The following is a 24,547-nucleotide window of genomic DNA, read 5'->3' on the forward strand; positions in this document are numbered from 1 at the left end:
TGCCGCGGCTTACTCGGCCCTGACAAGCCCGGTATCGACGAGGTCTTCGAAAACGCTCGCCGCGTGCCCGTCGGGGCCGACCCGCTCGTAGACGGCGACGACCTGTTCCCGCGCGATGACGTACGTCGTCCGCTGTGCTCGGCCGTCGACGAGCGGCACGTCGAACGCTTCGGACAGTCGTCCATCGGGGTCCGCCAGCAGGTCGAAACTGATGTCGGTGGCTTCAGCAAAGTCACGGTGGCTCTCGACGCTGTCCGTCGAGACGCCGTACAGCTCGACGCCGGCCTCGATAAACCGCTCCGCGTGCGCCTCGAACTGATTTGCTTCTGTCGTGCAGCCGGGGGTGTTGTCGGCCGGGTAAAAATACAGCACCGTCGGCTCCTCGAAGCCCGGCTGGACCGCGTCGCCGTGCTGGTTCGTCGCTCTAATCGTCGGCACGTCCGTGCCGGGGTCGAGCACCATCGTCAGTTTACCGGGATATCCGTTCCGTCGTCGTCCTCGCTGTGGACGACCTTCGCCAGCCGTACCGTGAGGACGCCGTTGTCGTAGCTCGCAGTGGTCTCCTCGTCGTCGACGGCTTCGGGGAGGTGAACCGACCGGCTCAGCGACTGCTGGCGGCGTTCGCGCTGGACGTACTGGCCGTCGGTCGACTCCCGTTCCTGACTCGACGTGGCGCTGATGGTGAGCTTCCGGTCTTCGACGAGTTGGACCTCAATGTCCGCACTGTCGAAGCCGGGGAGGTCTGCACTGACGACGAAGGCGTCGCCCTCGTCGAGAACGTCGACCGGGACAGCGCCCATGTCGACGCCGAACTGCTCGCCGAGCATATCGAACGCGCGCTCAATCTCACTGAACGGATCGCGATCAGACATACGTGGGGGTACACAGCCCCGGGACTTAACCCTTGAAGCGGGGCTGGTGGATGACTGGTGGCTCAGTTGACGACCGTCTTGGAGTCGTAGGACCCGAGCCGGCGGACCCACCCCTTCTCGGCGATGGCCTCGATGTCGGCGAGGGCATCCTGGGTGCGCTGCTCGTAGAGCCCGGCCGAGATGTCGATGTGGAAGACGTAATCGCCCAGCCGCTCGCCGCTGGGGCGGGACTCGACGCGGGTGAGGTTGATATCGCGGTCGGCGAACGGCTCCAGCAGCTCGAGCAATAGGCCGGGGTAGTCGACGTCGGGATAGACAATGAAGGAACTCTTGCCGCCGGCCTCGCTGCGCTCGCTTTTCGGGGCGACGACGACGAAGCGGGTCGCGTTCGACGATCGGTCCTGAATGTCTTCGGCGAGCACGTTCAGTTCAGTGCCGTTGGTTGCGTTTTCCGGGTGGCCGATAGCGGCGATGTCTGTGTCGTCTCGGGCGCGTTCGACGCCGCGGGCGGTCGACGCGACGGCCTCGACATTGACGCCGGGGTAGTGCTCGTCGAGCCAGCCGCGACACTGGGCAAGCGCCTGTGCGTGGCTGGCCACCAACGAGAAGGAGTCGTCCTGTGCGAGCAGGGCGTGACGGATGGGCGTGATGATTTCCTCGACGACGGCGATGTCGTACTCCGCGAAGGCGTCCAGCGACTCGGTGACGGAGCCTTCGATGCTGTTCTCGACGGGAACGACGCCGCGCTCGGCCTCGCCGCTGGCGACGGCCTCGACGATGGCGGTTACCGACTCGGAGAAGTCGATCTCGTCGTCGGTGACTGCCTGTGCGGCGCGGTGGGAGTAGGTCCCCTCAGGACCCAGGGTAACAGTGGTCATACCCGGGGTACAGCGGTAGGAACCAAAAGAACGGTGGTCATCGGCAAGCGCTGTCCCGCCGCAGTCTCCCGTTGGTCAGGACAACTGCGCCAGTTCCTCGTCAGTGAGGTCGATGGCGGTTGCGGCCACGTTCTGTTCGGGGTTGAACACGGTCGTCCGCGCGCCTGAAAACAGCCCCGCCGGCTCAGCTCGTCACTGCAACGGGTGTCGAACCCCATGTCGAGCGCTCACTCGCCGCCGCGGTGGAACAGGGCGAGGTGAACGAGGAGATACCGCGAGGCGTAAAAGACCGCGACACTGGCGACGAAGGCGAACAGCGAGACGCCCGCGACTGAGACGCCGAACCCGGAGGCGACGAACGGGTTCCGACCCATCGCCGCGATGTACGACGACACCATCTCGCCGCCGCCCAGCCCCACGGCGAACAGGCAAAGCGAGAGCGCGATAGCCAGTCCGCCGGTTCCGAGACCGACGTAGCGGGCGAAGTCCTCGGCGTTGAGCGCCGCGTGTGCCTGTCGCTCGGTCAGCGGGGCGAGCCGAACGCGGTAGAGGACTGACCCGACGAGCAACGTCGCACCGAACACCTGCAAGAATCCGCCGAACAGTCCAAGCAACAGCACCTTCGGCGAAGCAACGGCGGGGTCAACTGCCGGGAGAAACGCCGCGGTGCTGTCCGGATACAGCCCGTAAATCGGCAGTAACAGCGCTAGCGCGCCAAGGAGGGCGCTCTGGAGCGCCAGCGTTCGCGGGACAGTCTGTCTGAGATACGAGTGCCGTTCGTAGCGGAGTCGTTCATACGTCGACCCCGAGATGATCGCTTTGGCGATGGTGTCGTCGGGTTGTGAATCAGTAGACATATCTTACCGGTTCCTATTCACCGACAGTTTACTCAATCCACCATATAACCCTTTTGCACGGTGCAAGATTCAGACTTGCTGTCGGTAAACCGCTCCAGAGTTGTGTTTAAATCACCCTCTGGTGGCCCCGTCCAGAACGGTCTTAGCGCGTATGGACCGCCTCGCCGCGTGCCGCCGCGGCCGCCTCGTGGACCGCTTCGGAGAGCGTCGGGTGCGTGTGGATCGTCCCAGCAATGTCCTCAAGCCGCGCGCCCATTTCGATGCCCAACCCGAGTTCCGCGATGAGTTCCGACGCCTCCGGACCGACAATCTGTGCCCCGAGCAGGAACTCCTCGTCGGCGTCGGCGACGACGCGGACGAAGCCTTCCCTCTCGTTGACGGTGAGTGCACGGCCGTTGGCCCGTATCGGCATCTGTCCGATGACTGGCTCGAAGCCCGCCGCCTCGGCCTCCGCCTCAGTCATACCGACGGTCGCGATTTCAGGGTCGGTAAACACCGCGGCGGGAATCGCCTGATGATCGAACGCGGCCGGTTCGCCGGCGGCGGCTCTCGCAGCAACCTCACCCTCTGCCATTGCCTTGTGAGCGAGCATCGGCTCGCCGGCCACGTCGCCGACTGCGAACACCGACTCGAACGCCGTTCGGCACTGGTCGTCGGTCGGAATGACGCCGTTTTCGTCCGTCTGGAGGTCGATGTTCTCCAGCGCGAGCGTCTCCGTGACCGGCTCGCGGCCGACCGCGACGAGACATTTCTCGGCGTTGTACTCGGTGACCGCGTCGTCTTCGTCGACGGTCTGGACGCGAATGCCCTCCTCTGTCTCGTCCCAGTCGTCGGCCGCCTCGCCGAAATTGAAATCGATCCCCAGCTCCTCGGCGCGGTCGCGGACGACCGCCGCGATATCGTCCTCGTAGCCGGGCAACACGTCATCGAGCATCTCGACGACGGTGACCTCGGCGCCAAGCTTTGCGAACACCGTCGAAAGCTCCATGCCGATGTAGCCCGCGCCGACGACCAGCAGCTTCTCGGGGACCGATTCGAGTGCGAGCGCGTCTTTCGAAGAGAGGATGTGTTCCCCGTCGAACTCGAAGCCCGGGACCGCCATCGGTCGGCTTCCCGTCGCAACGATGGCGTGTTCGAACGACAGCGACTCCGAGCCCTGCCCCTCGCCGCCGTGAGCGACTCGGACCGTCCCGTCGTCGACGAACTCGGCAGTGCCCTCGATCAGATTGACGCCGGCGTTCTTGCACAGCGATTCGACGCCTCGTGTCAGCCGTGTGACGACGCCGTCCTTCCACTCTGTCATCCCGGCCATGTCGACGGCCGGGTCCGCGAACACGCCCATCTCCTCGGCCTGCCGGGCATCGTGGGCGACGTCCGAGGCCGAGATGAGTGCTTTCGAGGGGATACAGCCGTGGTTCAGACAGGTCCCGCCGTAGGCGTCCCGCTCAACGAGCGTCGTGTCCAGTCCCAGTTGTGCGCCCCGGATGGCGGCAACGTAGCCGCCCGGACCGCCGCCGATAACAAGCAGTTCCGTTCCCGTAGTGACATCTCCGACGACCATAGCGGTGCCTCGTCCGGGTCCGTGAAAAGCTATCGCCCTTCACCTTGGTGACGTGTCTCGCCTCCGCCGCCGATACAGGTAGTAGCCGACGACCGGCACCGACACCACAAACGTCGCGAACAGTGTTGTTCCGACAGCGTGGACGATGCCGGCGAGCGCAGACAGCGGTGTCGGGGACCAGTCTCGGTCAGTCCGCCGGAGCTGTCGACTGTAGAAAAAGAGGCCGACCGTGAGAAGCAGGCTGAACAGCACACTCGCCCAACTGGCGAGGACGGTCAGGGCAAACGCGCCGAGAAACTCCCGAGATTCCCATCACTGACTGACCCCGACGAAACGACCAGCGCCATTCCTAGTCGGGAGAGGGCGGCACAGCCCGGAACCAGCACAAACAGCGCGGCTAATCCGTACCAGATTCATGTGTCTCGCGTGGCGGGCAGCACGAATCGTGTCTGTCCTGTGACCTGTCTGGTTTTCCGTTGCGACCCGGCAGCTACTCCAGCAGGAGTCGCGTTGGGTCCGCCAGATACTCCTTGAGCGTGTTGACGAAGCGCGCCGCGTCGGCCCCGTCGATGACGCGGTGGTCGATTGCCAGCGAGAGTGGGAGCGTGGGTTTCGCGACGACCTCGCCGTCTTCGGCCACCGGCCGCTCTTTCAGCGCTCCGATACCGAGAATCGCCGTCTCGGGGACGTTGATGATCGGGCTGGCGTACTCGCCGCCGATGGCTCCGAAGTTCGTGACGGTGAACGTCCCGCCCTGCATCTCCGACCGCTCGATGTCCCGCTCTCGGGCCCGTCCGACGAGGTCGTTGATCTCGTCTGCGAGTTCGACCAGCCCCTTCCCGTCCACGTCGTCGACGACCGGCACGACCAGTCCGTGGTCGGTCGCTGCCGCCACGCCGATGTTGTGGACGTCTCTGTAGACGATTTCCTCGTTTTCGGTGTCAAGCGCGGTGTTGAGCACCGGGTGCTGGTCCAGCGCCGCGGCGACGCATTTCACCACGAAGGGCGTGTACGTCAGGGTGACATCACGTTCTTCGGCGAGTGGGGCGAGCCGCTCACGGGCCTCGACGAGGCCAGACACGACGACCTGGTCGTGGTGGGTCGCGTGGGGCACCTCTCTCCGGGACCGAGCCATCTGTTCGCCGATGGACCGACGGACGCCACGGTACGGTTCGCGGCGTTCGCCGTCGCCTGTCTCGACGGCCGTCGCGTCGGCCCCAGTGCCGCCCGCCTTGGCTGCCGTCCCTGCCGCGCCACCTTCGGCACTGACAGCTTCGGCATCGGCTGCCTGTGCGGCCCGCTGGGTCTCCGCGTACGTCCGAACGGCCGATTCGTCGACGTAGGGCTGGCCGTCCCGCGTCTGGTCAGTCGGGACGGCGTCGATGTTCACGCCGAGTTCGCGGGCGGCCTTTCTGGTGGCCGGCGTCGCCAGCGTCTGGTCGCGGCTGGCGGCCTCCTGTCCGTCCCCGGAGACACTTCTGACGGCTGACTTGACAGCATCCCCGTCGCCTGTATCGCCCGTATCGTCGACCTGCGAAACTACTGCGGTCGGGCCGTCCCCGTCGTCCGACGCCTTCGAGACAACCGACGTCGGACCGTCGTCACTGCCAGCCGTCTCGCCGGCTGATGCCGTGGCCGCCTCGACATCTCCCTCGGTGACGCGGCCGCCCGGCCCGCTCCCGTCGACGGCCGCGATGTCGACCCCTTTCTCACGGGCGAGCCGGCGCACGCTCGGCGAGGCGAACACGCGACCGTCGGCCGTGGTTGCGTCCGACTGGTCCGGTGCATCGGCCGCTGTGGCTTCGCCCGCACCGCTATCGGCCTGTGCTGTGTCGGCACCCGCCGATTCAGCCTCATCCGTACCCCCAGCCGCCGCGTCAGCCGATTCGCCGTCGCCCGCTTCCTCGATAGTGACGAGCACCTCACCGGTCTGTACCATCTCGCCGACTTCGGCGTGCAGTTCCCGTACGACGCCGTCGACCGGCGACGGCACGTCGACGGCGGCTTTATCGGTTTCTACCTCCGCGAGGACCTGATCCTCGGTGACGGCGTCGCCCGGCGAGACGTGCCAGGTCAGCACCTCACCCTCTGCGACCCCTTCCCCGAGGTCCGGGAGATTGAACTCGAACATGCGTCAGAACTCCACTGCCTCTCTGATACCGTCTTTGATGCGGGCGGGTTCGGGGAGGTAGTAGTCCTCCAGCGCGTACAGCGGGTACGGCACGTCGAAGCCGGTCACCCGGGTCACAGGGGCCTCCTGATACAGCAGGACTTCCTCCTGAATCGTGGCGATGATTTCGCCGGCCAGCCCGCCGGTCTTGGGGGCTTCGTGAACGACGGCCGCTCGCCCGGTCTTCTTGAACGACTCGACGATGGCGTCGGTGTCCATCGGCGACAGCGTTCGCAGGTCGATCACTTCGGCGTCGATGCCCTCCTCGGCCAGTTCTTCGGCAGCTTCGACCGTCGGCCGGGTCATCGCGCCCCAGGTGAACACGGACACGTCGCTTCCCTCACGGCGGGTCTTCGCTTCACCCAACTCAACCGTGTATGGGTCGTCGGGGACCTCCTCGCGGAACGACCGATAGATAAGCTTCGGTTCGAGGAAGATGACAGGGTCCGGGTCCCGGATAGCCGCCGTCAGCAGCCCCTTTGTCTCCTTCGGCGTCGACGGGACGACCACCTTCAGCCCCGCCTCGTGAACGTAAAACGCTTCCTTGGATTCGGAGTGGTGTTCCGGCGCGCGGATGCCACCGCCGTACGGTGCGCGGACAGTAAGCGGGCAGTTGTATCGGCCGCGGCTCCTGTTCCGAAGCCGGGCGGCGTGGCTGACAATCTGGTCGAATGCGGGGTACATGAACCCTGAGAACTGCATCTCCGGAACCGGCCGGAGCCCGTAGGCGGCCATGCCGATGGCCGTCCCGACGATACCGGCCTCCGCGAGCGGCGTGTCGATGACTCGGTCGTCACCGAACTCCTCATGCAGGCCCTGTGTCGCCCGGAAGACGCCGCCGTTCTTCCCGACGTCTTCCCCCATCACGACCACGTCTTCGTTCCGTTCCATCTCGCCGTAGAGGCCGTCACGAACGGCCTGTACGAGCGTCAAACTCTGTGTCGCTGCGTCCTGTGTACTCATTCCAGTAGCACCTCGTCGCCGTGTCGCTCGCGCAGTTCTTCGAGGTAGGTTAGCTGCTGTTCGAGTCGCTGTGGCATCTCCGCGTACACGTCCGCGAACATCTCCTCCGGTTTCGGTCGCTCGGTCGCCTCGGCCTCGTCGATGGCTGTGGCCACCTCATCCTGAACCGATTCGTCGATAGCGTCGACCCGTTCGTCGTCAAGCAGGCCCCGGTCCCGGAGGAACGTCTCCATCCGCGGGATAGGGTCTTTCTGCTTCCAGCGTTCGACCTCGCTGTCGTCGCGGTACACTGACGGGTCGTCGGCAGTCGTGTGTGCGCCAAAGCGGTACTGCACCGCCTCGATCATCGTCGGGCGGAGCCCGTCCCCGGGCGGGTCGTGCGCCTTCTCGACGGCCTCCCGAGTCACCTGATACACCGCCAGCGGGTCCATGCCGTCGACCTGCACGCCGTCGAAACCGTAGGCGTTGGCCTTCTGTGCGAGCGTCTCGCTGGCGGTCTGGCGCTCCCGCGGCACCGAAATCGCCCACTGATTGTTGTTACAGAAAAACACCGCTGGAACGTCGAACACGCCCGCGAAGTTCAGGCCTTCGTGGAAGTCGCCCTCGGAGGTCGCACCGTCCCCGAAGTACACGAGGACAGCGGTGTCATCGCCCTTGAGTTTCGATGCCCACGCGGCCCCGGTTGCGTGCGGAATCTGCGTCGCAATTGGGACTGCAAAGGAAAACGCCTGCACGTCCTCCGGCGGCGAATTACCCGACTCAGACCCCATCCAGTACAACAGGTCGTCGGCCAGGGGCCATCCCTTGACGTACATCGCGAGATGTTCTCGGTAGCTCGGGAAGGCCCAGTCGCCGTCTCGCAGCGCGAAGGCGCTGCCGACCTGCGAGGCCTCCTGTCCAGACATCGGGGGGTAGGTTCCCATCCGGCCCTGCCGTTGCAAACTCACCGCCCGCTGGTCGAAGTGCCGGCCGAGTTTGAGATACCGGTACATCTCAACCAGTTCGTCGTCCGAGAGGTCTGGGACGGTTGCGCCGTCGACTACTGTTCCGTCTTCGTCGAGAATCTGTACCCTGTCCGCTGGGTCGCGCTGGAGGACACTCATAGAAACCGCCTCCCTCGAAGTGGCATACGCCGACTGTTCACTCGCACTACGTTTAGAGCTTTCGCGGCGCTGAAAAATATATCCGACGTGGGTATTACTGACTATATGGGCGCTTCAGATGTTCTAAGGCATCTTTAATTCTGGAAAATTTATCACCGATAACTCGGATGTATCAGTCGGTGTGGGCCCGGACCGACGACGCGTCGAACCCGGTGTCTGCCGTACTCGTCGCTCGCAGGGCCGACCAGCCGCCGGGATAGGCCGGTCCGATGTTTCGGCTCAGTCCACGAGCGTCCCCAGCGGGAGCGGCTCTAGCCCCGCGTCCCTGACCGCGTCGCGCAGAACGGGGACGCGCTCGCGGAGTTCCGCCGGCGCGTGGCTGTCGGTACCGAGGACGAACTCGACGCCGGCCTCGCGGAACACGTCGAGGACCGCCGGGTCGGGGTGGACCCGGCCCAGCGAGCGGTGGACCCGGCCCGCGTTTAGTTCGGGGACCGTCCGCGAGTCCGCGAGCGCCGCGGCGACGCGCTCGTAGTCCTCGCGGGTGGTGTACCGCCGGAGCGCCCCCATCCGCTCGGGGAGGTCAAGGTGACCGAGCACCTCGAACAGCTCCGACTCCACGAGCGAGACGACGGCGTCGTAGTACCGCTCGACCGCCGCGCGCCGGTCCGCGCTGTCGAGGTCGGCGTACTGGCTGGCGCTGGTGTAGTCGTACGGCCCCGCGAAGTGGACGCTGCCGATGGTGTAGGCGAACTCGGCACGGTCGAGGAACGCCCCGATACGGGCCTCGTCGCCCTCGACGTAGCTCACCTCGGCGGCGTCGTACAGCCGCAGGTCGGTCCCCGCTCGCGCTTCGTCGATGACCGCCCGCCGGTCGGCGTACGTCTCGACGAGGTCGTAGCGCTCGCGCCGCCCGAACGGGTCGTCGGTCACGATGCAGTGGTCCGTGAGCCCGAGCGCGTCGAGCCCGGCGGCCTCGGCGGCCGCGACCATGTCGCCGAGCGCCGACCCGTCGGAGAACGTCGTGTGGGCGTGTCCGTCGGCGTCCATCGCTCACTCGCCGCCGTCGCTCACGTCGACCAGGCGCTGGTCGACGAGCTTCGGGACGACCTCGCGGCTGTCGAAGTCGAGGGTGTACTCGTAGAGGTCGGTCCGCTTGACCTGGGGCTTTCGCTCGTACTTCGGCCCCTTCCCGAACGTGACCATCTCGCGGAACACCGCGCGCTGTTCTTCTGTCGGCGGACGCTCGTGGAGGTGTCGCGCGATGTACAGCGCCCCCGCGAGGTCCTCGGGAGAGGGCTTGCCGTTCGACCCCGCGCCGACGAAGTACGCCCGGCGGTCGCTGTCCCTGAGGTGTTCGGCGACGGCCTTGCCGTTGGTCAGACCGCCGACGTACACGTCGACGTCGTCGCCGCCCGCGAGCCGGAGGTCGGTGACCGCGTTGCCGCCGTTGGTCGAGGTCATCGCCGTCGGTCGGCCGGCCACGTCCACGTCCTGGACGAAGCTCGGCGAGTTGAAGAAGTCGTAGCCTTCCTCGCCCTCGTAGTTCGGCCCGGAACTGCCGCCGATTTTCGCGCGGGGGTGTTCGGCCTTGAAGTCGGGCTCGTTGCCTCGCTCTTCGGTGATGTAGATGTACTCCGCCCCGTTGGCGAACAGTTCGGGGACCGTCGTCGAGAACTGGGCCACGTCGACGACGACGTAGTTGCCCGGCTCGGGGTCGTCGGGAATCTGTGCCCGCGCCGGAATCATCGTCTCCAGCAGTTCCGCTTCGAGGTCGTCTTCGCCGTCGGAAACCAAGCGCATATGTGCAGGTTTTCTCCACGTTATTTAATTCGAACTAAGAGTGCTATACTAGGCTGCATACGTCTATATAGCCGTTTTTTCGGCCGACGGGGTCCCTGCCGGTCGGGAGCGCCGGACGCTGGCGGCCGCGCTCACAGCGCGATGGCGATGACTGCGACCACGGCCAGCGACCCGGCGAAGAACCCGACGTCGCGGGGCCGGACCCGCATGTCGGCCAACTGCAGTTCCTTGCTCGCCTCGTCGTGCAGGGAGTGTGAGAACCCCCGCGTCTCCATCGCTTCGACGGTGACCCGGCTGCGCTTCGCGACGTTGAATATCATCGGATAGAACGCCCGCATCGACGTTTTCAGCAGGTAGGCGTAGTGTCGCCACCGGAAGCGGCCCGGCGACTCCGGCGCGGCGCTGCGGAGCCGATAGGCGTTGACGAGGTCGTGGTACTCCTCGAACAGCACCGGCAGCATCCGGTAGCCGTACGTGATGAGGAACGTGAACTGCCGGGGGATGCCGAGGCTCCGGAGTCCCCGCGCGAGCGTCTTCGGCCCCATGCTGGAGAAGACAGCCAGGCTCGACACCGAGATGATGGTCAGTTTCAGCGTGAACGGAATCAGCGCCCGTATCGCGGCCAGCGGGTCGCCCGTGAAGGCGGTCACGACGGCGTACGACGCCAGCGTCGAGGCGACGGTAAACGCCATCAGCGCGACCAGAACGAGGCTCACCCGGGAGGCGTACGCGAGCAGCGAGACGAACGCCAGCAGGGCCAGCAGGACGCCCACGTCGTAGAACAGCCACGGGACGAACAGGAAGACGACGTACCACAGCAACAGCACGCGGGGGTCCAGTCGGTGCAGGAACGACCCCTCGTTCTCGTAGGCCGTCTTCAGCAGGTCGTTCTTGATGGCGTCGACCGAGGTGGCGTCCCGGAGCCCGTCGAGGTACGTCATCGCTCGGCCTCCACGGCGGCGCTCTCGGCGGTTTCAAGCCGACTCGCGAGGTCTTCCACGGTCAACGGCGCGGGCGAGAGCCCGAGGCGCTCGCTCAGCCGGACGACCTGCGGTGGTCGCAGGCTCGCCCGTTCCAGCGTCTCGGCGTCCGAAAAGACTGTCTCCGGCGGTCCGTCGGCGATGACCCGGCCCTCGTCGAGGACGACGACGCGGGTCGCCCACGACGCCGCCAGTTCGAGGTCGTGGGTCGCGACGACGACCGTCTCGACGCGCTGGCCCGCCCGGTCGATGGTCCGCCCGACCTCCGCCCGACTCGCCAGGTCCAGGCTCCCCGTCGGCTCGTCGAGCAGGACGATAGAGGGGTCCGTCGCCAGCCCGATGGCCAGCGAGGCGCGCCGTTGCTGGCCGACGCTCAGCAGGCGGCCGTCGCGGTGCTGGAGCGCGTCGAGGTCGAGGAACTCTATCACGTCGTCGACCCGCTGGTCCACGTCCGGGTACCCACGGTCGCGGAGGTAGTGGGCCACGTCGGCGCGCACCTCGTCCTCGATGAACATCTCCTCGGGGTTCTGGTGAACGTACACCACGTCCTCGGCGAGCGTCTCCGGCAGCGCCGCCCCGGCGTCGACGCCGTCGACGGTCACCTCGCCCGTGTCGGCGCGCTCGATGCCGGTGACGAGGCGCAGCAGCGTCGACTTGCCCGCGCCGTTGCTTCCGACGAGGACGACCCGCTCGTCCGGGTAGAGGTCCAGCGAGAGGCCGTCGAGCGCCTGTCGCGTCCCTTCGCGGAGCGTCTCGTAGCTGTGGGACACGTCCGTGAGAGAGATGACCGGCTCCCGCCCGGCGTCGGCCGCGGCGGACGCGGGGGACGGTTCGACCGCGCCGTCTGCTCGCGCGCCGCCGGCCGCCCGCCCTTCGAACCGCGCCGCGCCGTCGGCGACGGTCACGGGGAGGTCCCCGTCGTCGTCACACACCCGCTCGGCGACGCGGGTCACCTGCGGCGGGTGGACGTCCTGTGCCCGGAGGTCGTCGAGCCTGTTCAGCGCGTCCTCGACCGGGAGCTTCCACTGGACCGCTCCGTCAGCGACCAGCACGACGCTCTCGCAGTACTCCGCGATGAACTCGGTGTGGTGTTCGATGGTGACCACCGTCTTCCCGTGGTCGGCGTTGAGGTCGGTGAGGTGCTCGTAGGTCGACCGGGCGTTGACGGGGTCCAGTTGGGCCGCCGGCTCGTCGACGACGAGTATCTCGGGGTCGAGCGACAGCGCCGCCGCGAGGGCGACGAGGTGCTTCTGGCCGCCCGATAGCTCCCAGATGAACCGGTCTTCGAGCCCGTCGAGGTCCAGCAGGTCGAGTGTGCGGTGGACCCGCTCGCGGTAGTCCTCCCGGCCGTAGTTCAGCGGCGCGAACGCCACCTCCTCGAACACCGTGGGGTTGACCAGCTGATTGTCGAACTCCTGGAACACGTAGCCGACGTGCTGTGAGAGTTCGGCGACCGAACTGCTCGCGGTGTCGAGCCCGGCGACCGTGACGCGCCCGTCGAACGTCCCCTCGTAGAAGTGGGGGACGATGCCGTTGAACGACTTACAGAGGGTCGTCTTGCCGGAGCCGTTCCCGCCGACGACGGCGACGAACTCGCCCGGCTCGATGGTCACGTCGGCCCCGTCGAGGACGTTCTCGTCGGTCCCGGGGTAGCGAAACGACAGGTCGTCGACGACGATGGCGGCGTCGTGTGTTTCGTCCATCGCTGTTCAGGACGGCCGCTGGGTCGCTCGGTACCAGACGACGGCGGCGACGACGGCCGAGACCGCGATGGGGACCGCGATGAAGGTCTGGCCGTACACCTCCAGGAATTCGGGCTCCCAGACGACGTTTATCGCGCCGCCGACCTCGCTGGCCGCTTCGGCGACGAACGCCAGCGGGAAGGCCACAAGCATCGCGAGGAACGCCTTCGCGGAGAACCCGCGCCACATCGAGGCCCCGCGCTCGCCCTCGTAGGGCTCCATCCCCAGCAGCGGTTCGACCTTGCCGTGGAGCTTCGGGTAGAGGTACAGCGCCGGGATGACGCCGAAGACGATGCCGGTGATGACCATCTGCGTGACGAGGTCGACGGCCTCCAGCACGAGGATGCTCTCGGGGAGCCCGGGGACGGCCTCCAGTTCCTCGACGCCGACGTACACCTTGCCGATGTCGATGAACATCGCGAAGAACTCCTCTAAGCCCTCCGCGAGGAACACGACGAGGGCGAGTTGGGTCGTGTTCTCCGGGTCCTGCAGGAGCTTCGCGGCGAAGTAGTAACAGACCGGAATCAGGAGGACCCCCTCCATCGCCCCGAGCCCGTCGAACTCGCCCAGCAGGATTTCGCCGAACACGATTTCGCCGACCGGGACGGCGAGCGCCGCCCAGTAGGTCCGAAAGAGGAGGACCAGGACGACGGGGATGAAGACGAACTCACCGACCCCGAGTTCGAGCGGCCCCAGCGTGAACTCCGGGAGTATCTCTGTCACGGCGTTTTGCAACCCCGTGAGGGACATGACGAGGATGAACACCATCATGTCCTGTTTGTCGAACGTGAACCAGCTCTCTGACGCGGTCGACGTTGCGCTCATGCTTCAGCCCAACCGACATCTGGTTCCCTATTTGAACGCTTATAATAGTACTCTGATAGCTATTGGTCGACAACAGCTCTGTATACGTCTATATGGCGATACGTTCGAACAATTGCTCTCGGCACTCCGTCGCTCGCCACGCGCAGGCAGTACGCTACGAGCCGGTCTATATATTCCAATGTCGTCGATAGAGTGCTCATAGTCACCCTTAGATGGCCGCTTCGAGGACGATACGACGATGCGTCCGCTCTCGGACGGGAGTGACTGGGAGACCTTCGCCGACACCTACTGGCCCGCCTGCGCCGTCGTCGCCGGGTCCGCGCTGTACGTCCTCGTCCAGTTGCTCCTCTGGCCCTGGGAGACCGCCCACGCGCTCCCCGACGTCGTCGGTGAGGGCGCGGTCGTGCTCGCGCTCCTCGCGGCCGTCTTCGTCGTCCAGCGCATCCCGGAGCGGCGACTGTACCGCCCGCTGATGGGCGGGCTCACCGTCTTCCACCTGTTCGCGCTGACGGACTTCCTGGACGAGTTTGTCAGCCCCCCGAACGCCTACGGGCTCCTGTTCGAGAACGGCGCGCAGGCGGTCGGCACCGTCCTGCTGGTCGTCGGTATCTATCGCTGGACGGTCGCTCGCCGGGAGCGAGAACAGGAACTCCAGTCCCGGACCGACCAGCTGGAGGTGCTGAACCGCCTTCTCAGGAACGACGTCCGGAACGACACGATGGTCATCCGGGGGTGGGCCTCGGTGCTCCAGCGCGAGGCGGGGGCCGATGCCGACGACTGCCTCGGCCGAATCGTCGCCGCCGCGAACGGCATCATCGACCTGACCGAGACCACCGAGGAGTTCACGGACGCGCTGACGACGGCCGAGACGGTCGACCTCGAACGGCGGTCGCTGGCCCCGACCATCGAGGGCGAGGTCGAGAAGCTACGGGCCCGGTACGACGGCGCGCGGGTCGAAATCGACGGCTCGCTCCCCCGCGTCGACGTGGTCGCCCACAGCATGCTCCCCGCCGTCTTCCGGAACCTCCTGACGAACGCCGTCGAACACAACGACGCGGCGACGCCGACAGTCCGCGTCAGCGCCGAGCGGGTCGGCGACGCCGTCCACGTCCGCGTCGCCGACAACGGGCCGGGGATTCCCGACGACCGGAAAGACGCCGTCTTCGCCAGGACCGAGTCCGGCGACGGGCCGCCGACCTCCGGGTTCGGGCTCTATCTCGTCAAGACTCTCGTCGCGGAGTTCGGCGGCGACGTTCGGGTCGCCGACGCCGAGACCGGGGGTGCCGTCTTCACCGTCGTGTTGCGGGTCGCCAGCAGCGGCCCGCTCCCCGATTTCGACCCGGTGGACGCACGCTCGCCTCGCTAAACGGTTTAGTGTTCGCTTGCCGTACCCTCGGCCGTGACCGACACCGACGCGACGAGCGGGTCGAAGCGGGGGCCCGAGAACAAGGTCAGCAGGCTCATCGACGAGTACGACCTGGACGGCGTGGGCGCGACCCTCGAACGCCGCTGGACCGCCGACGGCGACGCGGGGGCCAGCCTCCGCGAACTGGCGACCGAGTTCAACCATCGCCTCGTCGAGGCGGCCCTCGCCGCGGAGAACGAGGCCCCGCTCGACGGCGAAGCGGCGAACCTGTACCGCCTGCTCACGGACGACGAGGCGTCGACCGGCGCGCGCACCAAGGCCCGCCACCGCCTCCGCCGGAGCGGCCTCGACGTCGACGCCCTCCGCTCCGACTTCGTCTCGCACCGCGCCGTCCGCTCGTATCTCACCTCCTGTCGCGGAGTGACGCCGCCGTCGGAGCGGGCTGACGACGGTGACGCCCTCGACCGCCGGAAGCGGAGCCTCGACAGGCTCGTCGGCCGACTCGAACGCGTCACCGAGGGGACCGTCCAAGACCTCTCGAACGCGGGCGAACTCACCGTCGACGACGCCGACGTGTACGTCGACGTGCAGGTCCACTGCCCGACCTGCGACGCGCAGTACGAACTCCACGACCTGCTCTCGCGGGGCGGCTGTGACTGCCAGTAGGTCGCCGTCGGGTGATTTCGCCGCTGACTCGAAACCCGTTCCACACGTACGGCTGTAACAGGATTTGCGGGCCTCGGCCGGACCGGCGACTGGCTGCACGTCCGGCTGTTTCGACGAGTCCGCGAAACCCGTTCCAGTCGTACGGCTGTAACGGGTTTACCGCTCGGACGGAAACGACTTTCAGCGGTTCGCGCCTGGGCTGACGCATGGCTCCGTCCTCCGAGACGGCGGAACTGCACGTCGAGAACGTCGGCGGTATCGAATCGACCGAGGTGACGCTCGCTGCCGGCGTCTCGATTCTCACGGGACGGAACGCGACGAACCGGACCTCGCTCCTCCAGGGCCTGATGGCCGCGCTGGGCAGCGAAGCGCCGTCGCTGAAAAGCGACGCGGCGGCGGGCTCGGTGGAACTCACCCTCCGTGGCGAGTCGTACACGCGCACGCTCACGCGCGAGGACGGCGCGGTCACGTTCGACGGGTCGCCGTACCTCGACGCGGACGTGACCGTCGCCGAACTGTTCGCGTTCCTGCTGGAATCAAACGAGGCGCGACAGGCCGTCACCGAGGACGCGGCCCTCCGTGACGTCCTCATGCGGCCGGTCGACACCGAGTCTATCCAGCGCGACATCGAGTCTCTGCGCTCGGAACGCCGGGAAATCGGTCGGCGGCTCGAGGAACTGTCGTCGCTGGAGTCGGACCTGCCGGACCTGCGGGCGCGCCGGGACGAACTCGACGCGGAAATCGAGTCGACCGAGGCCGACCTGGAGGCGGCGCGCCGGGACCTCGACCGGACGACCGCGGCCGACGGCGACCCGACCGACCGGCTCGAGACGCTGCAGGACCTGACAACGGAACTCGACCAGGTCGAGTTCGAACTCGAAGCGGAACGGGACAGCCTCGACGCCGTCCGCGAGGAGTGTGCGGACCTCGAACGGTCGCTCTCGGACCTCCCGGCGGCCCCCGAAGAGGAACTGGACGCGGTGGCGTCCGAGCTGTCCGACTGCCGTGAGCGGAAACAGCGCCTCGACTCCGACATCACGGAGCTCCAACAGACCATCCAGTTCAACGAGCGCCTGCTCGAGGGCGACGACCGCTCGATTCCACGGCCGCCGACCGCGGACCGGTCGGAGTCCGACGGGGTCGTCTGCTGGACCTGCGGGTCGGCCGTCGACCCCGCCGACATCGAGCGGACGGTCGACCAGCTCCGGACGCTCCAGTCGGAGCGCCGCGAGGAACGCGCCGCGGTCAGCGAGCGCATCGACGCGCTGCTCGACCGACAGGCGGAGCTCCGGGAGAGCAAGCGCCAGCGCGAGGACCTCGAAAACCGGCTGGACGAACTCACGGCCGAACGCGACGACCGCGCCCGCCGCGTCGAGGAACTTCAACAGCGCCGTGAGGACCTCCGGAGCGAGGTCGAGGCGGTCCGGGAGTCGGTCGGCGGCCCCGACGCGCCGGCCCAGTCCGACACGCTCGACCGACACCGCGCCGTCAACCGCCTGGAGTTCGAACTCGAACAGCTCCGGTCCGACCGGGCGACCGTCGCCGAGGACATCGACGCCCTGCAGCGCGAACTCGACCAGCGCGAGGACCTCGTCGCTCGGCGGGACGACATCGACGCGGAGATAGCGTCGCTTCGGGGGCATATCGAACGCCTCGAACGGGCCGCGGTCGCGGAGTTCAACGACCACATGAGCCAGGTGCTGGACGTCCTCGACTACTCGCGGCTCGCCCGCATCTGGATCGAACGACAGCCCGAGGAAGACGGGTCGGGGACCGGGCTCCCCGAGAGCGAGTTCGTCCTCCACATCGTCCGCCGGACCGACGACGGAACGACCTACGAGGACGTCATTGAGCACCTCAGCGAGTCCGAGCGCGAGGTCACGGGGCTGGTGTTCGCCCTCGCCGGCTACCTCGTCCACGAGGTGTACGAGACGGTCCCGTTCATGCTGCTGGACTCGCTGGAAGCCATCGACTCGGAGCGAATCAGCGACCTGGTGGGGTACGTCAGGCCATACACGGACTTCCTCGTCGTCGCGCTCCTCCCCGAGGACGCGCAGGCGCTCCCGGACTCCTACCACCGGATTCGAAACGTCTGACGGCGGTCAGGCGCTCCGCGCCCTCTCGCGGGCCTCGGCGGGGTCGTCGCCGTCGCGCAGGACGCTCTCGACGAACAGTTCGCCCGCCCGGTACGACGAGCGGACCATCGGCCCCGAAGCGCAGTACAGGAAGTCGAACTCCTCCTCAGCGACCTGCCGCCAGGTGTCGAAGGCGTCCGGGTGGACGTACTCCGAGACTTCGAGGTGCGAGCGGGAGGGCTGGAGGTACTGGCCGAACGTCACCACGTCGACGCCGGCCTGCCGGAGGTCCGACAGCGTCTGGTACACCTCGTGGGCGTACTCGCCGACGCCAAGCATCAGGCTGGTCTTCGTGTACACGTCGCTCTCTCGGTCGACCTGCCGGAGCACCGAGAGGGACTGCTCGTAGCCCGCCCGACGGTCCCGGACCGGCCACTGGAGGCGGTCGACCGTCTCGATGTTGTGGGCGATGACGTCCGGGTCGGCGTCTATAATCTTCCGTACGAGGTCCGGCTCACCCTGAAAATCGGGGATGAGACACTCGACGAGAATCGAGGGGTCCCGGTCCTTGATGGCCCGGATCGTCTCGGCGAAGTGGCCCGCGCCCTGGTCGGGCAAGTCGTCGCGGTCGACACTCGTCAGTACTACGTAGTCCAGCCCGATATCCGCGACAGCGTCGGCCACCTGTTGTGGCTCGTCAGGGTCCAGCGGCTCCATCCCGCCCGTCTCCACGTCACAGAAGTTACAGCCCCGCGAACAGCGGTCGCCCATCAGCATGAACGTGGCTGTCCCCGGTCCGTCGCGCCCGGTCCAGCACTCCCCGAGGTTGGGGCAGTTAGCCTCTTCACAGACCGTGTTGAGGTTTCGATCCCGGAGCGTCTGCTTGATATCGGTGAACCGCTCGCCCGACGGTGGCCGCATCTTCAGCCAGTCAGGCTTGCGCGAACGACTCATTACCCGGAGTTCGGTTCGCCCGGTGAAAAACGTGCGGGGCTCACGCGGTCTCCCGTATAGCGTGTGAACGACAATCGACTGGTCCGGCAACCGGATCGAAACGGTGGTCGGCGGCGTACTTCCGAGCACTCACTTTGCTGTCCGCGTTGCCGGCTCATGCCCGACAGACGGCAAGCATGTGTGCGGACATGTCGACGGCGGTCCGGTCCGTCCGGAGTTCGTCGACGAGCGCTCGGACACCGGCCCGCTCGCGCGCTGACAGCTCGTCAGCGGTTCCCCGGAGCGGGGCGGCGGCAAGTACCGACGCCAGCCCTTCCAGTCCGACCAGCGTCTCGACGGTTGCTCCGCCCGCCTCTAGCAGCGCCTCGAACTCGTCGGCACGGAAAAAATGGGTCTCGGTGAACGCCGCGTCGTGACCGAGTTGCGCCACGAACGGACGGTCGTAGTCGCCCGTTTCGGCCAGTTCGGCCGCATGGACAAGGTGGTCCGACCCGCCAACCAGCGAGAGCACCAGCCAATTGAGCCGCCCCATAACGGATGCAAACACTGGACACGCAGCTTTTGTCACCCGCATAAGCTCCTGCACGGCAGCCACGCGTCCGTCGGCGTCGAGCACGTGCGAGAGCGGCCCACCCAGACACAGCGTCGCGTCGAATGCGTCCCGGTCGAACTCGAGGTCGCGTACGTCCCCCGCCCTGACGGTCACCCGCTCCTCGTGCCCGTGCTCGGCGATCTTCTTCTGTGCGAGAGCCCGCTGGCCCTCGCTGGGGTCGACGAGCGTGACATCGTACCCTTGTTCGGCCAGCCAGACGGCGTACCGACCAGCGCCGCCGCCCACGTCGAGGACGCGTCCCGTGTCGGGGAGGTTCGCTTCGAGCTGTTCGACGGTCCCCGTCCACTCTAACTGCCCGTGTAGCGTGGCCGCCAGACGGTCCCACTCGCTCTCGTCGTTCTCGTCGTAGTAGTCTTCGGGGTCGCTGAGGGGCACGCTTGCGCACTGTCAGCCGGCCGGGTTAATCTTTGGGCAGGCGTGTGGGGCGCTCACAGCGGGCAGCTACGCAATGGCTCCGGAACTATGTCTTCTCCCACACTTCGGTTCCCCCATAGAAACGCCTTTGCCGTCGCGGAACTGCGACTGTGACGTGCCATCCCGAACCGACAGCGAGCCGACTGTGGCGGTCGCGGAGGTGCTCCCCGAGTTTGCCGACGCCTTCCCCTTCGAGGAGTTCAACCGGATGCAGTCGGCGGCCCTGCCGGCCCTGCTGAACCGCGACGACAACGTCGTCGTCAGCGCGCCGACGGCCAGCGGGAAGACCGCGCTGGCGGAACTGGCCATCTGCAAGACCCTCGCCGAGGACGGGACCGCACTCTTTCTCGCGCCGTTGCGTGCGCTCACCAACGAGAAAGAGAGCGAGTGGGAACGGTTCGAGGACCTGGGCTACTCCGTCTACGTCGTCACCGGCGAGCGGGACCTGAACCCCCGCCGCGCCGAGCGGGCCGACATCCTCGTGATGACGCCGGAGAAGGCCGACTCGGCCACCCGGAAACACGAGACCAGCCGCTACTCCTTTATCACTGACGTGGACTGCTGTGTCATCGACGAGGTCCACCTGCTGGACTCGGACCGTCGCGGGGCGGTGCTCGAAGTCACCGTCTCGCGCCTGCGCCGGCTCTGTGACCCGCGTGTCGTGGCGCTGTCGGCGACGATGCCGAACATCGACGACGTGGCTGACTGGCTAGACGCTCCCGACGAGACCACCTTCGCCTTCGGTGAAAAGTACCGCCCGGTCCCACTCAACGCCGACGTGAAGACGTATTCCCACGGCGAGAACGCCTTCGCCGACAAGTACCGCCGGCTCTACCGGGCGCTGGACCTCGCCGAGCCACACATCCGCGAGGAGGGTCAGGCGCTCGTGTTCGTCTCCTCGCGGCAGGATACCGTCCAGGCCGCGAAGAAGGCCCGCGACGAAATTGTCGAGCGAGATATTCCGATGGGCGCACGCGGAGACTACGACTTCCACAACGACGCCGCGGACCTCTCGAACGACACGCTCCGCCAGTCCGTGCTCGACGGCGTCGGCTTCCACCACGCCGGCCTCGCGCGCGAGGACAAGAACCGAGTCGAGCAGTGGTTCAAGGAGGGCAAGATACAACTGCTCTTCTCGACGTCGACGCTGGCCTGGGGCGTGAACCTCCCCGCCCGCTGTGTCGTCATCCGCGACACCAAACTCCACGACCCGCTGGAGGGCGAGGTCGACATGAGCCCGCTCGACGTACTCCAGATGCTCGGCCGCGCGGGTCGGCCCGGCTACGACGACATGGGCTATGCCTGGGTCGTCTGCGACCGTTCGGACGCCGACAAGTACCGCCGCCTGCTCCGTGACGGCAAGGAGATCGAGTCCCGGCTGGCGGCCGAACTCGACGCCCACCTGAACGCCGAAATCGCGCTCGGCACCATCGACGACGTGGACGACGTAATGGAGTGGCTCGGGACCACGTTTTACTACGCCCGCTCGCAGTCGGCCCCCGACGAATATGACGCCGGCAGCGATCTCCGAAACCGGGTCAGCGATACGCTCTCGGCGCTTGTCGACGAGGGCTTCGTCGAGCAGGACGGCCTCAACGTCGAGCCGACGCGACTCGGCCAGCTCGCCTCGAAGTTCTACCTCCGGCTGTCGACCGCACGCCGGTTCGCGGACGTTGCCGAACGGTGTCAGGACGCCGCGGACCCGGATTCCGCTGTCTCTGTTGACGCGGACGACCTGCTGACCGCGGTGGCCGGCGCGACGGAGTTCGACAGCGTCAGCGCCCGCTCCGACGAGGAGGACGCTGTCCACGCGGTGCTGGGAGACAGTGTCGACGACAGTCTCGACGCCGGCCAGCGGAAGGTGCTTGCCATCCTCCGCTCGGGCATGACCGGGACGACGCCGACCGAACTCAAAAGCGACGCGTGGGTCATCCGCCAGAACGCCCTGCGCCTGCTCGCGGCGATGCGGGAGTTCGTCGACACGCTCGGGCCGGCTCGCTACGCGAACCTGGCCTGCCGGGTCGAGGCCCGCGTTGAACACGGCATCAGTGCCGACGCGGTGGGGCTGACCGCCATCGACGGCGTCGGCAGCGGTCGCGCGGGCAAGCTCGCCGCCGCGGGCCTGTCCTCGCCCGCCGAGGTGGTCGAAGCCGGCGAAGACGGCCTCGTCCGTGCCGGACTCTCCGAAGGCGTCGCCGAGCAAGTGCTGGCCAACGCCCGGGACCTTCCTGTTGTCTCCATCGACTGGGGTGAGTTCCCCGAGACCATCGCGCCCGGTGACAACGATATGCGGGAGGTGACGGTGAAAAACACTGGTGGCAGTGCCCGTGCGGGCCTGCGGGTCACTGTCAACGGGCGTGAGATGACCGCCAAACCGTCGTATCTCGGTGAAGCGACGCTTCCGGTGGCCGTCTTCGGCGCGGACGCGGACGAACTCACGTTCACCGTCGAGGTGGCGTTCCCCGCGTTGCCGCTCCCGACGATCACCGAAACCCGGTCAGTTCTCGTTCGGTAATCGCCGTTTCGACTCCTGCTCTGAAACACGATTAGAATGGCCGATAAAATTTATAAACACCTCTAAAAGCGTTACAGTGCTCTGTGAAACATCGCTGAAAGGTGCTGAAATCCGGTTAACATTCCGAAAAGAGCACGAATTCTCCCCAAGGGTCTGGCGTTTATATTTGGGTATGGGTTCTTACGAAGAACTGAGGAAGCCCACAATGTCCAGTGCATCGCCCTTCCGTTCCCCGATGGAAGCCGCCCCCAGTAGCGTCGCCCTCCGATCACTCGTTCGTCCCCTGCAATTCATCGCGTTCTGGCTGGCTATCGTTACGCCACTGGCATATCCGCCGCTACTGCTGGGCGGACTGGACAGTCAGAGCTTCCTCATCTTCGTGGGTGTCGTTGCCCTCAACATCTTCGGCCTCCTCGCGGGCCGCGGATACGGTGACCCCGCCTGACCTGGCCGGGTCTTTCCCCCCACACTGGCATTTCCTGCACGCCGTTCTGTGGCTCTTGAACTTCTGCGTACCGTACTAAAGTATTGCCTCTCGGTTTCTGGCTCAACTCTGTACCGGAGCGCCATACCGCTGCTTCTGCGTCTGTCATCTCTCACCTCCGCACAGACTCGCGGGCGTTACACACCGGTTAAAAGTACCTGTCGCAGCGACGCGGCATCGTCTGCGGTCTCGTGGACCATCGAGAGGTCCGTCTCGTCGCCGTCGCCGCGGAACCCGACGGTCGTCATTCCGGCGGCGACGGCGGCGCGTGCGCCCGCGGTGGAGTCCTCGACGGCCCAGCAGTCCTCGGGCGCAACGCCCAGTTCTGCCGCGCCCTGCTCGTAGATGTCTGGCTCCGGCTTCCCGGGGCCGTCGATGTCATTTGCACTGATGGCGACATCGAACTTCGAGAGGAGGTCGAAGCGTTCGTCGGCCACGTCGATCCAGGCCCATGGTGCGGAGGTCGTCAGCGCCAGTGCCACGCCGGCGTCCCGCAGGTCGTCGAGCAGTTCGTGTGCCCCGTCGAGGACGGTCGCTTTTTCGCCGTAAATCCGCTCGCCGTGCTCCTCGAACAGTCTCTCGAAGCCCTCGCGGCTGATTTCGAGGTCGTACTCGGCGTTCAGGTCCGGATACACCTCTCGGTAGTTCCGCCCGGTAATCGCGGACACCGGGATGTCGTCGTTCGGTGCGGTCGTCGGAAGGATATCCTCGCGCTGGGCACGGACCCAGTGGTCTTCAGACTGGACGAGGACGCCGTCCATATCGAAACAGACCGCAGCAGGCGGTTCACTCATTGCCTTGCTGTCACTCGGCGACGGCTTTGGCTGTTGTGACTCCGGCAGCGACGACCGCGCTATGAAACCCCGTCCACCGCCTGAGGATTTAAATACCGAAACCCGGCCAGCCCAGTCCATGCACGACGGAACCCGTGTGATTGCTGGTGAATGTACGACCGTTTTCGAGGGCGCGCGCGAGCGAGAGCAGCGCGGTGATGTCCTCGTCGTCGTTAAACCGGACAACACTGTTCTGGTTCACGATGCCGAAGGATATCAGCCGGTCGCGTGGCTCACGCGCGCTGAAAGCGTCACCATCGACAACGGAGCGGTGACCGCCCGCGACGGCGACGAACTCCTCCGGGTGGTCACTCACGAGGAACACGGCAGTGGCCGCTATCCGGCCTCGAACGCCGGCGTTCCGGTGCGCGACTGTCCCGACTGCGCCGGGACGCTGGTTCGCACCCGTAGCGAGGTTACCTGTACCGGCTGTGACGCCGCCTATGGGATTCCGAGCGATGCCGCGGTCACTGGCGGTCGGTGTGACGACTGCGGACTCCCGACGCTTCGAGTGGAACGTGGGCGGGCGTTCGAACTGTGTCTTGACCGGGAGTGTGACTCACTAGACGACGCCGTTATTGCGGCCTTTGACCGTGAGTGGAGCTGTCCTCACTGTGACGGCGACCTGCTGATTCTCCGCCGTGGTGGCCTGCTCGCCGGCTGTGAACACTACCCCGACTGTGACACCGGCTTCTCGATGCCGTCCGGCGTCGTCGTCGGTAACTGTGACTGCGGCCTGCCGCTGTTCGAAACCGCTGGCGGCACGCGATGTCTGGACAGTTCTTGCGCAGAACGGGAGTGAGCACTGACCCTCCGCATCCGCCCAACTCCGCTACCGGTTCGGACCCGCAGGGGCTTTGTCGTCGCGGGAGC

The 24,547-nt window shown here is 66.5% G+C and carries 22 protein-coding genes and 1 pseudogene; 6 read left to right on the plus strand and 17 right to left on the minus strand.

Annotated features, from left to right (window positions below; all coding sequences use genetic code 11):
* Positions 1-9: 9 nt before the first annotated feature.
* The 14 genes and pseudogenes from BVU17_00985 to BVU17_01050 all read right to left on the minus strand — a co-directional run bounded on the left by BVU17_00985 (position 10) and on the right by BVU17_01050 (position 13,754).
* Positions 10-462 (minus strand): peroxiredoxin, encoded by a 453-nt coding sequence (locus tag BVU17_00985; protein AUG46167.1) that lies wholly within the window; start codon positions 460-462, stop codon positions 10-12.
* Between the two features lie 2 nt (positions 463-464).
* Complete coding sequence (locus tag BVU17_00990) at positions 465-872, minus strand: heat-shock protein (GenBank protein ID AUG46168.1); 408 nt, start codon at positions 870-872, stop codon at positions 465-467.
* 62 nt (positions 873-934) lie between these two features.
* Positions 935-1,750, minus strand: coding sequence for a prephenate dehydratase (locus tag BVU17_00995; protein AUG46169.1), 816 nt, complete (start codon positions 1,748-1,750; stop codon positions 935-937).
* Positions 1,751-1,977: 227 nt separating this feature from the next.
* Entirely contained in the window at positions 1,978-2,607 is a 630-nt protein-coding gene (locus tag BVU17_01000) for a hypothetical protein (protein AUG46170.1), read from the minus strand.
* A 142-nt stretch (positions 2,608-2,749) separates the two neighbouring features.
* A complete protein-coding gene (locus tag BVU17_01005; protein AUG46171.1) occupies positions 2,750-4,168 on the minus strand; it encodes a dihydrolipoyl dehydrogenase in 1,419 nt (472 codons plus the stop codon).
* Between the two features lie 39 nt (positions 4,169-4,207).
* Positions 4,208-4,515 (minus strand): annotated as a pseudogene (locus BVU17_01010) (hypothetical protein).
* A 143-nt stretch (positions 4,516-4,658) separates the two neighbouring features.
* Positions 4,659-6,299 (minus strand): branched-chain alpha-keto acid dehydrogenase subunit E2, encoded by a 1,641-nt coding sequence (locus BVU17_01015; GenBank protein ID AUG46172.1) that lies wholly within the window; start codon positions 6,297-6,299, stop codon positions 4,659-4,661.
* A 3-nt stretch (positions 6,300-6,302) separates the two neighbouring features.
* On the minus strand, positions 6,303-7,301 hold the full coding sequence (locus BVU17_01020) for an alpha-ketoacid dehydrogenase subunit beta (protein AUG46173.1): 999 nt from the start codon (positions 7,299-7,301) through the stop codon (positions 6,303-6,305).
* A complete protein-coding gene (locus BVU17_01025; GenBank protein ID AUG46174.1) occupies positions 7,298-8,404 on the minus strand; it encodes a pyruvate dehydrogenase (acetyl-transferring) E1 component subunit alpha in 1,107 nt (368 codons plus the stop codon). Before BVU17_01025 ends, BVU17_01020 begins: the two co-directional genes overlap by 4 nt.
* Positions 8,405-8,683: 279 nt before the next feature.
* On the minus strand, positions 8,684-9,454 hold the full coding sequence (locus BVU17_01030; protein AUG46175.1) for a histidinol phosphatase: 771 nt from the start codon (positions 9,452-9,454) through the stop codon (positions 8,684-8,686).
* A 3-nt stretch (positions 9,455-9,457) separates the two neighbouring features.
* The gene (locus BVU17_01035; GenBank protein ID AUG46176.1) at positions 9,458-10,207 is read right to left on the minus strand and encodes a 2-phosphosulfolactate phosphatase; all 750 of its coding nucleotides are present in this window, start codon (positions 10,205-10,207) and stop codon (positions 9,458-9,460) included.
* Between the two features lie 131 nt (positions 10,208-10,338).
* The gene (locus BVU17_01040) at positions 10,339-11,148 is read right to left on the minus strand and encodes an ABC transporter permease (protein AUG46177.1); all 810 of its coding nucleotides are present in this window, start codon (positions 11,146-11,148) and stop codon (positions 10,339-10,341) included.
* Positions 11,145-12,890 carry a cobalt ABC transporter ATP-binding protein gene (locus BVU17_01045; protein AUG46178.1) on the minus strand — a complete coding sequence of 582 codons (1,746 nt, stop codon included), beginning with the start codon at positions 12,888-12,890 and terminating at the stop codon, positions 11,145-11,147. The genes BVU17_01040 and BVU17_01045 overlap by 4 nt, the downstream gene beginning before the upstream one ends.
* A 6-nt stretch (positions 12,891-12,896) precedes the next feature.
* Positions 12,897-13,754: a hypothetical protein gene (locus BVU17_01050; GenBank protein ID AUG46179.1), complete on the minus strand. Its 858-nt coding sequence runs from the start codon at positions 13,752-13,754 to the stop codon at positions 12,897-12,899.
* Positions 13,755-13,992: 238 nt separating this feature from the next.
* On the opposite strand from BVU17_01050, the gene BVU17_01055 reads away from it, so the two are divergent.
* From BVU17_01055 to BVU17_01065, 3 genes are all read left to right on the plus strand, one after another.
* Positions 13,993-15,120, plus strand: a complete 1,128-nt coding sequence (locus tag BVU17_01055; GenBank protein AUG46180.1) for a hypothetical protein — start codon at positions 13,993-13,995, stop codon at positions 15,118-15,120.
* Positions 15,121-15,153: 33 nt separating this feature from the next.
* Positions 15,154-15,786 (plus strand): hypothetical protein, encoded by a 633-nt coding sequence (locus BVU17_01060; protein AUG46181.1) that lies wholly within the window; start codon positions 15,154-15,156, stop codon positions 15,784-15,786.
* Positions 15,787-15,992: 206 nt separating this feature from the next.
* Positions 15,993-17,882: a hypothetical protein gene (locus BVU17_01065; GenBank protein ID AUG46182.1), complete on the plus strand. Its 1,890-nt coding sequence runs from the start codon at positions 15,993-15,995 to the stop codon at positions 17,880-17,882.
* A gap of 6 nt (positions 17,883-17,888) precedes the next feature.
* Here the strand turns inward: BVU17_01065 and BVU17_01070 are convergent, their stop codons facing one another.
* Together BVU17_01070 and BVU17_01075 are read right to left on the minus strand one after the other, a co-directional pair.
* A complete protein-coding gene (locus BVU17_01070; GenBank protein ID AUG46183.1) occupies positions 17,889-18,815 on the minus strand; it encodes a lipoyl synthase in 927 nt (308 codons plus the stop codon).
* Between the two features lie 154 nt (positions 18,816-18,969).
* Positions 18,970-19,803 (minus strand): SAM-dependent methyltransferase, encoded by an 834-nt coding sequence (locus BVU17_01075; GenBank protein AUG46184.1) that lies wholly within the window; start codon positions 19,801-19,803, stop codon positions 18,970-18,972.
* Between the two features lie 184 nt (positions 19,804-19,987).
* On the opposite strand from BVU17_01075, the gene BVU17_01080 reads away from it, so the two are divergent.
* Entirely contained in the window at positions 19,988-22,357 is a 2,370-nt protein-coding gene (locus BVU17_01080; GenBank protein ID AUG48802.1) for a DEAD/DEAH box helicase, read from the plus strand.
* Between the two features lie 235 nt (positions 22,358-22,592).
* The gene (locus BVU17_01085) at positions 22,593-22,802 is read left to right on the plus strand and encodes a hypothetical protein (protein ID AUG48803.1); all 210 of its coding nucleotides are present in this window, start codon (positions 22,593-22,595) and stop codon (positions 22,800-22,802) included.
* A 176-nt stretch (positions 22,803-22,978) separates the two neighbouring features.
* On the opposite strand, the gene BVU17_01090 is transcribed toward BVU17_01085, so the two are convergent.
* On the minus strand, positions 22,979-23,635 hold the full coding sequence (locus tag BVU17_01090) for a haloacid dehalogenase (protein ID AUG46185.1): 657 nt from the start codon (positions 23,633-23,635) through the stop codon (positions 22,979-22,981).
* Positions 23,636-23,753: 118 nt separating this feature from the next.
* On the opposite strand from BVU17_01090, the gene BVU17_01095 reads away from it, so the two are divergent.
* A complete protein-coding gene (locus BVU17_01095) occupies positions 23,754-24,476 on the plus strand; it encodes a DUF91 domain-containing protein (GenBank protein ID AUG46186.1) in 723 nt (240 codons plus the stop codon).
* The last annotated feature ends 71 nt before the right edge of the window (positions 24,477-24,547 follow it).

Origin of the sequence: Haloarcula taiwanensis, assembly GCA_002844335.1 — an archaeon.
Lineage (GTDB): Archaea > Halobacteriota > Halobacteria > Halobacteriales > Haloarculaceae > Haloarcula > Haloarcula taiwanensis.

Bases quoted from the DNA above. Each gene is read 5' to 3' on its own strand.
- BVU17_00985 (AUG46167.1), bottom strand. From the start codon at position 462: ATGGTGCTCGACCCCGGCACGGACGTGCCGACGATTAGAGCGACGAAC.
- BVU17_00990 (AUG46168.1), bottom strand. From the start codon at position 872: ATGTCTGATCGCGATCCGTTCAGTGAGATTGAGCGCGCGTTCGATATG.
- BVU17_00995 (AUG46169.1), bottom strand. From the start codon at position 1,750: ATGACCACTGTTACCCTGGGTCCTGAGGGGACCTACTCCCACCGCGCC.
- BVU17_01000 (AUG46170.1), bottom strand. From the start codon at position 2,607: ATGTCTACTGATTCACAACCCGACGACACCATCGCCAAAGCGATCATC.
- BVU17_01005 (AUG46171.1), bottom strand. From the start codon at position 4,168: ATGGTCGTCGGAGATGTCACTACGGGAACGGAACTGCTTGTTATCGGC.
- BVU17_01015 (AUG46172.1), bottom strand. From the start codon at position 6,299: ATGTTCGAGTTCAATCTCCCGGACCTCGGGGAAGGGGTCGCAGAGGGT.
- BVU17_01020 (AUG46173.1), bottom strand. From the start codon at position 7,301: ATGAGTACACAGGACGCAGCGACACAGAGTTTGACGCTCGTACAGGCC.
- BVU17_01025 (AUG46174.1), bottom strand. From the start codon at position 8,404: ATGAGTGTCCTCCAGCGCGACCCAGCGGACAGGGTACAGATTCTCGAC.
- BVU17_01030 (AUG46175.1), bottom strand. From the start codon at position 9,454: ATGGACGCCGACGGACACGCCCACACGACGTTCTCCGACGGGTCGGCG.
- BVU17_01035 (AUG46176.1), bottom strand. From the start codon at position 10,207: ATGCGCTTGGTTTCCGACGGCGAAGACGACCTCGAAGCGGAACTGCTG.
- BVU17_01040 (AUG46177.1), bottom strand. From the start codon at position 11,148: ATGACGTACCTCGACGGGCTCCGGGACGCCACCTCGGTCGACGCCATC.
- BVU17_01045 (AUG46178.1), bottom strand. From the start codon at position 12,890: ATGGACGAAACACACGACGCCGCCATCGTCGTCGACGACCTGTCGTTT.
- BVU17_01050 (AUG46179.1), bottom strand. From the start codon at position 13,754: ATGAGCGCAACGTCGACCGCGTCAGAGAGCTGGTTCACGTTCGACAAA.
- BVU17_01055 (AUG46180.1), top strand. From the start codon at position 13,993: ATGCGTCCGCTCTCGGACGGGAGTGACTGGGAGACCTTCGCCGACACC.
- BVU17_01065 (AUG46182.1), top strand. From the start codon at position 15,993: ATGGCTCCGTCCTCCGAGACGGCGGAACTGCACGTCGAGAACGTCGGC.
- BVU17_01070 (AUG46183.1), bottom strand. From the start codon at position 18,815: ATGAGTCGTTCGCGCAAGCCTGACTGGCTGAAGATGCGGCCACCGTCG.
- BVU17_01085 (AUG48803.1), top strand. From the start codon at position 22,593: ATGGAAGCCGCCCCCAGTAGCGTCGCCCTCCGATCACTCGTTCGTCCC.
- BVU17_01090 (AUG46185.1), bottom strand. From the start codon at position 23,635: ATGAGTGAACCGCCTGCTGCGGTCTGTTTCGATATGGACGGCGTCCTC.
- BVU17_01095 (AUG46186.1), top strand. From the start codon at position 23,754: ATGCACGACGGAACCCGTGTGATTGCTGGTGAATGTACGACCGTTTTC.